We start from the raw sequence: 12745 nt of genomic DNA, 5'->3' as shown, positions 1-12745 counted from the left end.
CCCGATCCGGCCGGTCCTCGCCGCATCCGGGCCGGAAGCGGTCGCTCAGGGGCGATCCGCCTTCCGCTTCCCCGCCGCCGCCTCCCACTCCGCAGCCGCAGGAGCAGGCGGGCCCTCGGTCTCCGGGCTCGCCGCGCCGCCGGTCGCCGGGCCCGCGCCGCTGGTTGCCGCGCCCGCGCCGCCGGAGGGCCGCAGGCTGCGGCGCAGGGCGAGCGCGGCGACCGGCAGCAGCAGTGCGGCGGCGGTCGCGTTGAGCGGGCCGTACCCCCACTGCGCGACCACGACCCCCGCGGCTGCTCCGCCGAGGCCCGCCGCCGCGTTCATCGTCAGGTCGGAGAGGCCCTGTACGGCGGCTCGGGCGGCCTGCGGGACGGAGTCGGTGAGCAGCGCCGAACCGGCGATCATCCCCGCCGACCAGCCGAGTCCGAGCACGAACAGGCCGGCGGCCGTCTGACCGTGCCGGGGTCCGGCCGTACCGGCCAGGAGCGCCGCGACGCCCAGCAGCCCGACGGCCAGGCCGATCACGGAGAGCCGCCCGAAACGATCGGCCAGCCACCCCATCACCGGCGAGAACGCGTACATGCCTCCGATGTGCCCGCTGATCACGAGCCCGATCAACTGGAGGTCCGCACCGTGCCGGCCCAGGTCGACCGGGGTCATGACCATGATCGACACCATCGCGGTGTGCGAGATGGTGACGGTCACCAGGGCCAGTCGGGCCCTCGGCGACGCCCGGACGGCCGCCACACCGTCGCGCAGCGATCGCCGGCCCCGGCCCTCGTCGCCGTGCGCAGCCAGGGCGCGCGCCGTGAGCAGCGGGTCCGGGCGCAGCAGTATCGCCACGACCAGTCCGGCGAGCAGGAAGACGACGGCCGAGCAGAGATAGGGCCCGGCGTTCTCGGGGACCGGCGTGCCGCGGAACAGCCGGTTCACCGGGGCGGCGATGTTGGGGCCCAGCACGGAGCCGATCGTGGTCGCCCAGACGACGTGGGAGATGGCCCGGCCCCGCCGTTCCGGCCCGACCAGGTCGGCCGCCGCGAACCTGGCCTGGAGGTTGGCCGAGGACCCCGCGCCGAACGCGGCCATGCCGACCAGGAGCACCGGGAAGCTGCGCTCCGCCGTCCCGAGCACCACCAGCGCGCCGCCCAGCGCGCCGATCACATAGGCGAGCACCAGGCCGGGGCGGCGGCCCCGGGAGGCCATCAGGGCGGCCAGCGGCAGCGACAGGAGCGCGGTGCCGGCGACGGAGGCCGTCGGGGCGAGCCCGGACAGCGCCTCGGAGCCGCTGACCTCGGTGGCCAGCATCGGCGCCGGCGCGATGCCGACCGCGACCCCGAGGCCGCCGAGTATCTGGCTGACGATGAGCACGGCGGAGGTGCGGCGGCGGAGCGCGGGCAACTCGGCGGCCGTGACCCGGGAGGGCGGGGGAGGTGGCGTCACCGGCGCAGTGTGCCATCAGCCGCGCCCGTCGAGGCACCCGTACGGGTGAATCGTTCGCCGGAGCGGCCGGGAAGCACCGGTCGGACACCGCCCGACGCGCCGGGTCGGTCGGCGCGGCCCGACGGTTCGACGGCCCGACGGCCCGACGGCCCGACGGCCCGACGGGTCGACGGAACAGGCGACGGTGGACCGCGCTGACCGGGCACCGGCCGTGACGTCGGGCCCGGAATCGTCGCGCGCTCGCCAGAGACAACGCGCAAACCCTCAGGCGGCGGCCGAACGGCGGAACCGATGCCGATCTCCCCTTCCGGCCACGGGTAATTCGCCGGCCACCGCCTACCCTGTGAGCGTTTCAGCGGACGCTCGAATTCCGGCCCATGATCCAAGCGCCGGTCATCACCACAGGAGATCACGCATGAATGGCCAACAGAATGCGGACGAGCTGCCCCGGCGTCAATTCGTGGCGTTCTCCGGCGCCATGGGGGCGGCGGTCCTGCTGACCGGTGCCGGGTCGATGGGGAGCACGGCCGCGGCGGCCGGCGGCCCGGCACCCGGCGGGACCCCGCCCGAATCCTGCCCCACCCCTCCACCCGGGTCGGGCCAGAGCCCTTGCCCGCCCGCCCAGCTCCAGTCCGTCTGCGGCAGGCCCACCGACAACGATCCGCTGTGGCGCGACGTCCGGTACTGCACGCAGGGGACGCCGCCGCCACCGCCGCAGCCCAAGCCCGAGTGCTTGAAGGTGACGCCGAACTACGTCGTGCTGCACGGAAAGCCCGAGAACCAGCACAACTACCTCATGGTTCCCAGTTGTCGGATCACGGGAATCGAATGCCCGTTTCTCCTGAGCTCCGGGGTGGAGAACTACTGGAACGACGCATGGCAGAACGCGAGGAGCGGGGGAAGCGTCCCCGTGCGCTACGCCGATATCGGACTGGGAATCAACTCGCAGAGCGCCCGGCGCCTGAACCAGTTGCATATCCACATGGCCGGTATCCGGTCGAGGACGCAGAGACGACTCCAGGAACTCGAAACGATGGGACGGGTCACCGCCAATCCCGCCCAATGGGGTTCATCGGCCTTCCAGGTGTCCATCGAGGGCGCCCCGGGCTCGGGGGATCGGACCTACCGGGCCCTCAGGCTGCCGAATCTCGATCAGAACCTCTTCGCGCTGGTGAACCGGTACGTGGTGATGCCGGCCGGGTTGGACATGGCGGACCAGACCCTGATCGTGGTGCCGAAGATGACGTCCGCCGGATTCGCCGGGACCTTCTACGTCCTCAGCAGCGACAACTCGCTCCACGACGGAACGAGCACGTGCGACCACCTGCTCGTGTACAGCTGACGCCGAGTCGGCGACCCTCCCGGAACGTCCGTCTCCGTTCCGCCCCGAGCCCCGTCGAGCAGCAGCGGCCCGACGGGGCTCGGCGCCACCGTCAGCCCGTGGCGTGGCGCACCACGTCCGGGAAGTTGCTGATGATGCCGTCGACCCCGTACGACCGGGCCGTGGCCGCCTTCTTCGCGTCGTTGACCGTCCACGTGTTCACCCGCAGGGGTTTGCCGTGTGCTCCCTTCAGCCGCTGCACGGCCGCCACGTAGTCGGCGCTGATCGTCGCGTACGAGGGGTTGATCTGATCGGCGAACACCGCGTACGAGGGGAGATCGGCGACCGCCGGCGTGCCCAGGAAGCCGGTGGTGACGTCGGGGCGCAGGGCGCGCACCGTCCGCACGCTGTCGACGCCGAAGCTCTGGACGACCAGCCGGTCCCGTACGTGCGAGCGGTCCAGCCACCCCTCCTTGCGCAGCACGCGCAGGATGTCGCGCTCGATGCCCGGATAGGTCTGCGGGCTCTTGATCTCCAGCAGCAGCTTCTGGTCGTTGCGCTCCAGCCGGTGCAGGAAGCGGGTCAGCGTCGGGACCCGGGCCCCGGCGAACCGCGGGCCGAACCAGCTGCCCGCGTCGAGCCTCGACACCTCGGCCGCCGTGAAGTCCTTCACCGCCCACGGCGCACGGTCGGGGAACACCTCCTCGACGTTCGTCGTGCGCTTCAGATCGGTGTCGTGCAGGACCACGAGAACGCCGTCCCTGGTGCGCTGCACGTCGTTCTCCACCCAGTCGGCGCCGAGCGCGTCCGCGGCGTCGATGGCGGCGAGCGTGTTCTCCGGGGCGTAGCCCGACGCGCCCCGGTGGGCGACGACGATCGGGCTCCCCTGCCGTTCGGAGGCGTGGTCCGAGGCCAGCGTCCGGGGGACGGGGAGCAGGAGGGCGCCGGCGCCGAGCACGGCCGCGGCGGCGGTGGAAGCGGTTGCGGAGCGTACGAACACGTGGACTCCTCGCATCGGATGTGCGGACACGCAGAGAGTGGCAGCGGCCCACCAACGGGGAGCGGGGAGCCGATGGCCGCGGAATGAACGGAATCCGCGCCACCGGCGCGCACCGGAGTGGACTGGGGAGCACGGGCACGGTTCCGAACGGATAAAATGGGCGTCCTTATGTCTGCCTGCCGGGCCTGGCCCTTCGGGGACCCCTCTCGAACCCGGGTTTCCGTGAAGGGCGTACCAGCATGCAGGGCACGGTCGACGGCTTCACCTACGGACTGGTGACTCCGGTCGCCGCCTTCCTCTTGGCCGGTATGGGAGCCGCCCTCGGGCTCCGCTGCACCACCAGGTCCCTGCGCACGGCACGCTCCTTCAAGATCGGGTGGCTGGGGCTGGGCGCCCTGTCCATAGGCTCCGGCATCTGGACGATGCACTTCGTGGCGATGATGGGCTTCACGGTCGAGGAGGCTCCGATCTCCTACGACAGACCGCTCACCTTCGCCGGTCTGGCCGTGGCCATCGTCATGGTCGGCATCGGCACGTTCATTGTCGGACACCGGGGCGCAACCCGCATGGCGTTGATCACCGGCGGCACCATCACCGGACTCGGCGTGGCGTCCATGCACTACCTCGGCATGGCGGGCATGCGCCTCCAGGGGCACCTGACCTACGACACGCCCCTGGTGGCCCTCTCGGTGGTGATCGCGGTGGTCGCCTCGACGGCCGCGCTCCGGGCCACCGCCGTCGGCCGCGGCTTCCTCTCCAGCCTCGGCGCGAGCGTGGTGATGGCCGTGGCCGTGACCGGGATGCACTACACCGGTATGGCCGCCCTCGACGTCCACCTGCATCCCGCCGCGGGCGGCCCGGTCCCCGGCGGACGCCCCGCCGAGCTGATCGTCCCCCTGCTCATCGGCCCGGCCTGCTTCCTGCTGCTGGCGGCGGTGGTCGTGATGTTCGACCCGGCGGCGGTGGCGGGCGAACCGGACCGGGACGGGCGCTCCGCCCGGCGCTCCCGCGAGCCGCTGCCGGCGCTGGTCCGAGGCCGTCGGCGGCGCTGACGCGGGGCCGTCGCCGACGTTGACGCGCCGCCGATGTTGACGCGCTGCCGACGTTGACGCGACGCCGCCGCCCGACGCTGATCCGGGGCCGCGGGGGGGGGAGGGGTTCCGAGGGCATCGGCGGAGCGGTTCCGGAGCCGTTGTCAGTGGGGAGCCGTACGGTGGTTCCATGCGGCCCGTTTCTCAGATCGAACGTTCGGTGGCGCCCTTCGAGGTCGTCAGTCCCTACCAGCCCAGCGGCGACCAGCCGGCGGCCATCGCCGAGCTGGAGCGACGCGTCCGCGGCGGTGAGAAGGACATCGTCCTGCTCGGCGCGACCGGCACCGGCAAGTCGGCGACCACCGCCTGGATGATCGAGAAGCTGCAGCGCCCCACCCTGGTCATGGCGCCGAACAAGACGCTCGCCGCCCAGCTGGCCAACGAGTTCCGCGAGCTCCTGCCCAACAACGCCGTGGAGTACTTCGTCTCGTACTACGACTACTACCAGCCCGAGGCGTACGTCCCGCAGTCGGACACCTACATCGAGAAGGACTCCTCCATCAACGAGGAGGTCGAGCGGTTGCGCCATTCGGCGACCAACTCGCTGCTGACCCGGCGCGACGTCGTCGTGGTCGCCTCCGTGTCCTGCATCTACGGCCTCGGCACGCCCCAGGAGTACGTGGACCGCATGGTCCAGCTCAAGGTCGGCGACGAGATCGACCGCGAGCAGCTGCTGCGCCGCTTCGTCGAGATCCAGTACACGCGCAACGACCTCGCCTTCACCCGCGGCACCTTCCGGGTCCGCGGCGACACCATCGAGATCTTCCCGGTCTACGAGGAGCTCGCCGTCCGCATCGAGATGTTCGGGGACGAGATCGAGGCGCTCTCCACGCTCCACCCGCTGACCGGCGAGGTCATCAGCGAGGACCAGTCGCTGCACGTCTTCCCCGGCAGCCACTACGTCGCCGGACCCGAGCGCATGGAGAAGGCCGTCAGCGGCATCGAGCAGGAGCTGGAGCAGCGCCTGGCCGAGCTGGAGAAGCAGGGCAAGATGCTGGAGGCGCAGCGGCTGCGGATGCGCACGACGTACGACATCGAGATGCTCCGCCAGATCGGCACCTGCTCCGGCGTCGAGAACTACTCGATGCACTTCGACGGCCGCTCGCCCGGCACCGCGCCCAACACCCTCCTCGACTACTTCCCCGAGGACTTCCTGCTCGTGCTCGACGAGTCGCACGTCACCGTGCCGCAGATCGGCGCGATGTACGAGGGCGACGCCTCCCGGAAGCGGACCCTGGTCGACCACGGCTTCCGGCTGCCGTCCGCCATGGACAACCGCCCGCTGAAGTGGGAGGAGTTCCTGGAGCGGATCGACCAGACGGTCTACCTCTCCGCCACCCCCGGCAAGTACGAGCTCTCGCGCGGCGACGGCTTCGTCGAGCAGATCATCCGCCCCACCGGCCTGGTCGACCCCGAGGTCGTCGTCAAGCCCACCGAGGGGCAGATCGACGACCTGGTCCACGAGATCCGCCTGCGCACCGAGCGCGACGAGCGCGTCCTGGTCACCACCCTCACCAAGAAGATGTCGGAGGACCTCACCGACTACTTCCTGGAGCTCGGCATCCAGGTCCGCTACCTCCACAGCGACGTCGACACGCTGCGCCGGATCGAGCTGCTGCGCGAGCTGCGCTCCGGCGAGTACGACGTCCTGGTCGGCATCAACCTCCTGCGCGAGGGCCTGGACCTGCCCGAGGTGTCGCTGGTGGCCATCCTGGACGCCGACAAGCAGGGCTTCCTGCGGTCCGGCACCTCGCTCATCCAGACCATCGGCCGGGCCGCCCGCAACGTCTCCGGCCAGGTGCACATGTACGCGGACAAGGTCACCCCGGCCATGGCGCAGGCGATCGACGAGACGAACCGCCGGCGCGAGAAGCAGATCGCCTACAACACCGAGCGCGGCATCGACCCGCAGCCGCTCCGCAAGAAGATCAACGACATCGTCGCGACCATCGCCCGCGAGGAGGTCGACACCGAGCAACTGCTCGGCACGGGATACCGCCAGGGCAAGGACGTCAAGGCCCCGGTGCCGGCGCTCGGCGGCAAGGCCGCGTCCAAGAGCGGCGCGAAGGGCCGGGCCGCCTCGCCCGGCGCGGTGCTGAGCGACCGCCCCGCCGCCGAACTGGCCGGGATCATCGAGGAGATGACGGAGCGGATGCGGGCCGCCGCCGCCGACCTGCAGTTCGAGGTGGCCGCCCGGCTGCGTGACGAGGTCGGCGAGTTGAAGAAGGAGCTGCGCCAGATGAGGGAAGCGGGCCTCGCCTGAGCTTCGCCGCGCGGGCGCCCGGGGGAGCGCCGGGGGAGTCGGTCCCGGCCGATGTGTTGCAGGACCGACACGAAACGGGACGGAGTCTCCTGCGGTGGCGGGGGGAATGCGTAGGGTGCGGGAAACCGCACACGGACGGATGCGGTGCATGGGGAGAGGGGACAGCGCGTGACGGTCAACATGACCAAGGGTCAGGCCATCAGCCTGCGGAAGAGCGACGGGGGGACCCTGACCGCGGTACGGATGGGGCTCGGCTGGCGGGCGGCTCCGCGTCGCGGCCTGTTCGGTTCGCGCACACGGGAGGTCGACCTGGACGCCTCGGCCGTGCTCTTCGCCGACAAGCAGCCGGTCGACGTCGTGTTCTTCCGTCACCTCGTGAGCGACGACGGCTCGGTCAGGCACACCGGTGACAACCTGGTCGGCGGTGCCGGCTCCGGCGGCGACGACGAGGCGATCCTGGTCGACCTCCAGCGCGTCCCGGTCCACATCGACCAGATCGTCTTCACGGTGAACTCGTTCACCGGCCAGACGTTCCAGGAGGTCCAGAACGCCTTCTGCCGCATCGTCGACGAGACCAACGGCCAGGAGCTCGCCCGGTACACGCTGGACGGCGGCGGCCAGTACACCGCGCAGATCATGGCCAAGGTGCACCGCGCGGGCAGCGGATGGCAGATGACGGCCCTCGGGAACCCGGCCAACGGCCGCACCTTCCAGGACCTGATGCCTTCCATCCTGCCGCAGCTCTGAGAGGTCACCGCGCGCACACGCACGTCACGAACCAGCACGCACGAAACGACACAGCACGGCGCGGCCCGCGCCCCGCAGGCGCGGGCAAGTCGTCGAGGGGGACGGGACACATGACGGCCGAACTGGTCCGGGGCCAGAACCACCCGCTGCCCCGGACCCGTCTGGAGATCCGCGTGTCGGCGGGCTCGCCCGTCGTGGCCGGAGCCACCCTCGGCGACGAACACGGCGTGGTCCAGGGCGTGGAGCGGATCGCCCACCCCGGCTCGCCCCGGCTCCCCGGGCTCGAAGTCTCCTCGCGGGCTGCGGCCGGGCACCGGCTCGCCGTCGACCTGGAGGCCCTGCCGACGGGGGTGCGCCGGGTCACCGTGCTGCTCGCCCTGCCGGTGGGCCTCGGCGGTCCGGCCACGTTCGGCGCCGCCGCCGCGCCCTTCGTCGCCGTCACCGGACTCGACGGGACGGAGGTCGCGAGCTTCACCCTCACCGGGCTGGACGCCGAGTCGGCGGTCAGCGCCCTGGAGCTCTACCGACGCCACGGCGTCTGGAAGGTCCGCGCCGTCGGCCAGGGGTACGCGGACGGGCTCGCCGCCCTCCTCACGGACCAGGGCGTGCCCGGCGCGGCGGAGCTGGCCGCGGCCGTCCACGAGGCGGTCGCCCGGGGCGCGGCCCGCTCGCTCGCCCCGCCGCCCCGGGCGGCCACCGCCGCCGGCCGCGTACAGCGGGCCGAGGGGACCGCGGAACACCCCAGCGCCCCGGCCGGCCCCACGCGCCCCGCCACGGCCCCCACCGCGCCGACCGCGTCCGCGGACCCCGCCGCCCCCTCCGGCCCCATCGACTACGCCCACCCGCGCAGACGGCCCGCCGCCGTGCCGCCCCCGCCCGCCGCCGGGCCCGGACAGGAGGCGCGGCCGGTCGCCGGGGACGCGGCCGGCCGTTCGATGGACGAGCGCCTCTACAACCAGATCTGGGGCATGTTCGAGGACCTGGCGCGCTCCGCCGCGGCCTGGCGCAGCGCGGCGGAGTTCGCCGAGTCCCGTATGGGCCGGGAGCTCGACCGGGCGCTGTCCGACCCGCGCGACCGGATCAGCGCCGCGGGCGACCGCGCCCGCCAGGAGGCCCGCGCCAAGCGCGACGAGCTGATCGCCCGCGCCCGCGAGGTCTTCGACCGCGATCTGGACCGGCTGGCCGCCGAGGCCGCCGTCGTCGAACCCGCCCTCCCCGCGGCCTATGCCGGTTGGGCCAACCCCGTCTGGCACGCCCCCGGGGTGGCGATGGACATGCCGATGGCCCTGCGGATCGGCGACCTGCACCTGCCCGAGCGGACCGGGCTGCGCATCCCGCTGCTCGTCCGGCTGCCGATGGAGCGCGGGGTGTGGGTGGACAGCGGCCGTACGGACTCCGAGGCCGCCGATCTGCTAGGAGCCGACGGCGTGCGCCGGCTCGCCGTCGAGAGCGCCGTCACGCTCGCCGCCCGGCTGCTGGCCGTGTACCCGCCCGGTGAGTTCTCGGTGCACGTCGTCGACCCGGCGGGCGCCGCCGCCCCGCAGCTGGCGCCCCTGGTCGACGCGGGCGTTCTCGCCGGGCCTCCGGCCGCCGGGGCCGCCGGGGTAGCGGCGGTGCTCGCCCACCTCACCCGGCATGTGGACCTGATGCAGATGGCGGTCCGGGCCGGCGCCGCGGACTCGCTCCCGCCCGATCTGGACGCCGCCGAACACCTTCTGGTGATCAACGACTTCCCGCACGGTTTCGACGACCGGGCCGTCACCCAGCTCCGCTACCTCGCCGACGAGGGCCCCTCCGCCGGGGTGCACCTGCTGATCGTGGCGGACCGGGCGGAGGCCCGCGCCTACGGTCCGGTGCTCGACCCGCTGTGGCGTTCGCTCCTGCGGATCACGCCGGTCGCCGACGACCACCTCGCCGACCCCTGGGTCGGCCACGCCTGGACCTTCGAGCCGGCGGCCGTCCCACCCGGGAGCAGGGTGCTGGAGCAGGTGCTCGCCGCGGTGGCCGCGGCCCGCCGGACCGTCGGCCGCTGATCCCGTACACGGCTCTGACCTGCTGAGTTAATCGTCCCTTTACCCTTATCTTTACCTTTTCTTGGTGGTACCTGTACTGTTCGGGGAACGGAGGGGAGTATTCCTTGCGCGACGTTCCCGTCAGTACGGACTGTGACCGGTCCCGGGGCGTCGGCCCGGCGCGCATCCCGTGCGCCAGGGTGGAAGAGACCTCCGGCAGCGACGACGCTGATCAGTAGCCGTAGCGAACTGCCGGAGGCGCAGTGGACGTTTCATGGACCCTTTGGGCGTTGACCATTCTCGGTCTCTCAGCCCTGATCGCCGTCGACTTCTTCATCGGGCGCAAGCCCCATGACGTGTCGACCAAGGAAGCCGGAATCTGGACCATCGTCTGGATCGCGCTGGCGGTGATCTTCGGCGTCGGCCTGATGGTCGCCGGCGAGAGCCAGGCGTCCGGTGAGTTCTTCGCCGGATTCATCACCGAGAAGTCGCTGAGCGTCGACAACCTCTTCGTCTTCGTCCTGATCATGGCGAAGTTCTCGGTGCCCTCCCACCTCCAGCAGCGCGTGCTGCTGATCGGCGTGCTGATCGCGCTGGTGCTCCGGGCGATCTTCATCGCCGCGGGCGCAGCCGTGATCGCGAACTTCTCGTGGGTCTTCTACATCTTCGGCGCGTTCCTGATCTACACCGCCTGGAAGCTCATCCAGGAGGCGCGGGCCGACGAGGAGGAAGAGGACTTCGAGGAGAACCGACTCCTCAAGTCGATCGAGCACCGCTTCGGCGTCGCCGACAAGTACCACGGCACCAAGCTCTTCATCCGGAACAACGGCAAGCGCATCATGACCCCGCTCATGGTGGTCATGCTCGCCATCGGCATGACCGACGTGCTGTTCGCGGTGGACTCGATCCCGGCGATCTTCGGCCTGACGCAGGACCCGTACATCGTCTTCACGGCCAACGCGTTCGCGCTGATGGGTCTGCGCCAGCTGTACTTCCTCATCGGCGGTCTGCTGAAGAAGCTGGTCCACCTCAGCTACGGCCTGTCGGTGATCCTCGGCTTCATCGGCGTCAAGCTGGTGCTGCACGCGCTGCACGAGTCCGGTGTGCACGTGCCCGTGGTCACCATCCCGTTCTCGCTGTCCTTCATCTGCGGCGTGCTGGTGATCACCACGATCACCAGCCTCATCGCCAGCCGGAAGAAGGAGGCGGCCGAGGCCGCCAAGGCGGAGAAGGACGGGCCGGACCAGGTCGCCGGCCCGGCCGACGAGGAGACCAGGAGCATCAGCGGCTGATCCCCGGTCCGGGCCGGCCGGCCCGGACCGCGAAGGACGACCGGCGGCGGCCGGGGCGCACGACGGAAGTCGGCGTCCCGGCCGCCGCGCGTGTGCCGCGCCCCCTCCGCGCGCCGGGCCGACGAGGCCCGCGCACCGGAACGACGAAGGCCCGCGCACCGGATTCCGGTGCGCGGGCCTCGTGCGTGTCCTGGCGGCGGGGCAGGCCCCTACCAGCCGCGCTCGCGCCACTCGGGCAGGTGGGGCCGCTCCTCGCCCAGCGTGGTGTCGTGCCCGTGGCCCGGATAGACCCACGTCTCGTCGGGCAGCCGGTCGAACAGCTTCGCCTCGACGTCGTCCAGCAGACGCGTGAACGCCTCGGGGTCCTGGTGCGTGTTGCCGACCCCGCCGGGGAACAGGCAGTCACCCGTGAACAGGTGCGGGGCCCCGTGCGGGTCGTCGTAGACGAGCGCGATCGACCCCGGCGTGTGGCCGGTGAGATGGCGTGCGGTCAGCTCGACCCGGCCCACGGTGATCGTGTCGCCGTCCTCGACCGGCACGTCGGTGGCGACCGGGATGCCCTCGGCGTCGTACCGCCCCGCGTACGTCCGGGCGCCGGTGGCCGCCACCACCTCCGCCAGCGCCTGCCAGTGGTCGCCGTGCCGGTGGGTGGTGACGACGGACGCGATCCCGTCGTCGCCGATGAGCTCCAGCAGCGTCTCCGGCTCGGCGGCGGCGTCGATCAGCAACTGCTCGCCGGTGGCCCGGCAGCGCAGCAGATAGGCGTTGTTGTTCATCCCGCCGACCGCGACCTTGGAGATCATCAGATCCGTCAGTTCGTGCACACTGGCCGGTCCGCCGACCTTCACCGCTCCGCTGTACGTCATACGGCTCAGCCTATAGCGGGGGCAGAGCGGGCAACGGGCCGCCGGTGACCGCCAGGGCGGAGCCGTCGCGCCGCCCGCACAGCCAGCCCAGCAGGTCGGCCGCCGGACCGCGCACGGCCACCGGTGCGCCCTCCGCGCCACCGCCCGTGGTCCACGTCCGGCCCTCCTCGTCGGCGACGGCGGTGGCCGGAACGTCGGGGTGGCGGTGGAAGCGCTCGGTGAGGACGGCGATCTCCCGCTCCGTGAACTCCGCCGGCAGATCCTCCAGCTCGTAGCCGACGTCCAGGTCGACGTGGTGCAGCTCCACCTCGATCCGGCGGCGGAAGGGTACCCGGGAGGCGGAGTCGGTCACGCCGTTGCGCAGGGTGACGGTCCGGGACCAGTCGGCGGGCCGGGCAGCGACCGCCAGGAAGCCGTCCCCGCTCCGCCGCAGGTCGGCCAGCTGCTCGGCCGGCGGGCGCGGTGCCCCGGCCGCGATGTCCGCGTCCCGGGTTTCGCTGCTCGCGTACATCGGGAGCCCGCGGAGAACATTTCCGAGTGCGTCGGCGTTACGTGACAGGTGGGCCAGTACATGGCCCCGACTCCAACCGGGCAGCCGTGACGGCTCGGCGACGGCGGCGCCGTCCCACGTGGCCACCGCGCTGAGCAGCCGATCGGTCGCCTCGCGTACAGCTCCCAGGTCGTGCGCATGATCCATCATGCGGCCGAGCCTA

Annotated in this window: 10 protein-coding genes; 6 read left to right on the top strand and 4 right to left on the bottom strand. The window is 72.0% G+C overall.

What is annotated here, in order from left to right:
* Positions 1 to 45 precede the first annotated feature (45 nt).
* Positions 46 to 1368, bottom strand: a complete 1323-nt coding sequence (locus tag EES43_RS05820) for an MFS transporter (RefSeq protein ID WP_124271803.1) — start codon at positions 1366 to 1368, stop codon at positions 46 to 48.
* A gap of 487 nt (positions 1369 to 1855) precedes the next feature.
* On the opposite strand from EES43_RS05820, the gene EES43_RS05815 reads away from it, so the two are divergent.
* A complete protein-coding gene (locus tag EES43_RS05815; RefSeq protein WP_241192329.1) occupies positions 1856 to 2782 on the top strand; it encodes a CDP-diacylglycerol diphosphatase in 927 nt (308 codons plus the stop codon).
* A gap of 91 nt (positions 2783 to 2873) precedes the next feature.
* Here EES43_RS05815 and EES43_RS05810 read toward each other — a convergent pair whose 3' ends face one another.
* Positions 2874 to 3761, bottom strand: a complete 888-nt coding sequence (locus tag EES43_RS05810) for a glycerophosphodiester phosphodiesterase (RefSeq protein WP_124267705.1) — start codon at positions 3759 to 3761, stop codon at positions 2874 to 2876.
* Between the two features lie 239 nt (positions 3762 to 4000).
* On the opposite strand from EES43_RS05810, the gene EES43_RS05805 reads away from it, so the two are divergent.
* The 5 genes from EES43_RS05805 to EES43_RS05785 all read left to right on the top strand — a co-directional run bounded on the left by EES43_RS05805 (position 4001) and on the right by EES43_RS05785 (position 11166).
* Entirely contained in the window at positions 4001 to 4813 is an 813-nt protein-coding gene (locus EES43_RS05805) for an MHYT domain-containing protein (protein WP_124267704.1), read from the top strand.
* Between the two features lie 169 nt (positions 4814 to 4982).
* Positions 4983 to 7115: an excinuclease ABC subunit UvrB gene (gene uvrB, locus EES43_RS05800; protein ID WP_124267703.1), complete on the top strand. Its 2133-nt coding sequence runs from the start codon at positions 4983 to 4985 to the stop codon at positions 7113 to 7115.
* 168 nt (positions 7116 to 7283) lie between these two features.
* A complete protein-coding gene (locus EES43_RS05795; RefSeq protein WP_124267702.1) occupies positions 7284 to 7862 on the top strand; it encodes a TerD family protein in 579 nt (192 codons plus the stop codon).
* Between the two features lie 110 nt (positions 7863 to 7972).
* Entirely contained in the window at positions 7973 to 9895 is a 1923-nt protein-coding gene (locus tag EES43_RS05790) for a TerD family protein (RefSeq protein ID WP_124267701.1), read from the top strand.
* A gap of 242 nt (positions 9896 to 10137) precedes the next feature.
* Positions 10138 to 11166 (top strand): TerC family protein, encoded by a 1029-nt coding sequence (locus tag EES43_RS05785; RefSeq protein ID WP_124267700.1) that lies wholly within the window; start codon positions 10138 to 10140, stop codon positions 11164 to 11166.
* 209 nt (positions 11167 to 11375) lie between these two features.
* Here the strand turns inward: EES43_RS05785 and EES43_RS05780 are convergent, their stop codons facing one another.
* Positions 11376 to 12032, bottom strand: coding sequence for an MBL fold metallo-hydrolase (locus EES43_RS05780; RefSeq protein WP_124267699.1), 657 nt, complete (start codon positions 12030 to 12032; stop codon positions 11376 to 11378).
* A 10-nt stretch (positions 12033 to 12042) separates the two neighbouring features.
* The gene (locus tag EES43_RS05775; protein WP_124267698.1) at positions 12043 to 12732 is read right to left on the bottom strand and encodes a maleylpyruvate isomerase family mycothiol-dependent enzyme; all 690 of its coding nucleotides are present in this window, start codon (positions 12730 to 12732) and stop codon (positions 12043 to 12045) included.
* Between the last annotated feature and the right edge of the window lie 13 nt (positions 12733 to 12745).

It is taken from the genome of Streptomyces sp. ADI96-02 (assembly GCF_003846185.1).
GTDB lineage: Bacteria > Actinomycetota > Actinomycetes > Streptomycetales > Streptomycetaceae > Streptomyces.
The sequence above is the reverse complement of the archived record's forward strand: the minus strand, read 5'-3'. Positions and strand labels throughout refer to the sequence as shown.

Bases quoted from the DNA above. Each gene is read 5' to 3' on its own strand.
- EES43_RS05815 (WP_241192329.1), top strand. From the start codon at position 1,856: ATGAATGGCCAACAGAATGCGGACGAGCTGCCCCGGCGTCAATTCGTG.
- EES43_RS05805 (WP_124267704.1), top strand. From the start codon at position 4,001: ATGCAGGGCACGGTCGACGGCTTCACCTACGGACTGGTGACTCCGGTC.
- uvrB (WP_124267703.1), top strand. From the start codon at position 4,983: ATGCGGCCCGTTTCTCAGATCGAACGTTCGGTGGCGCCCTTCGAGGTC.
- EES43_RS05790 (WP_124267701.1), top strand. From the start codon at position 7,973: ATGACGGCCGAACTGGTCCGGGGCCAGAACCACCCGCTGCCCCGGACC.
- EES43_RS05780 (WP_124267699.1), bottom strand. From the start codon at position 12,032: ATGACGTACAGCGGAGCGGTGAAGGTCGGCGGACCGGCCAGTGTGCAC.
- EES43_RS05775 (WP_124267698.1), bottom strand. From the start codon at position 12,732: ATGATGGATCATGCGCACGACCTGGGAGCTGTACGCGAGGCGACCGAT.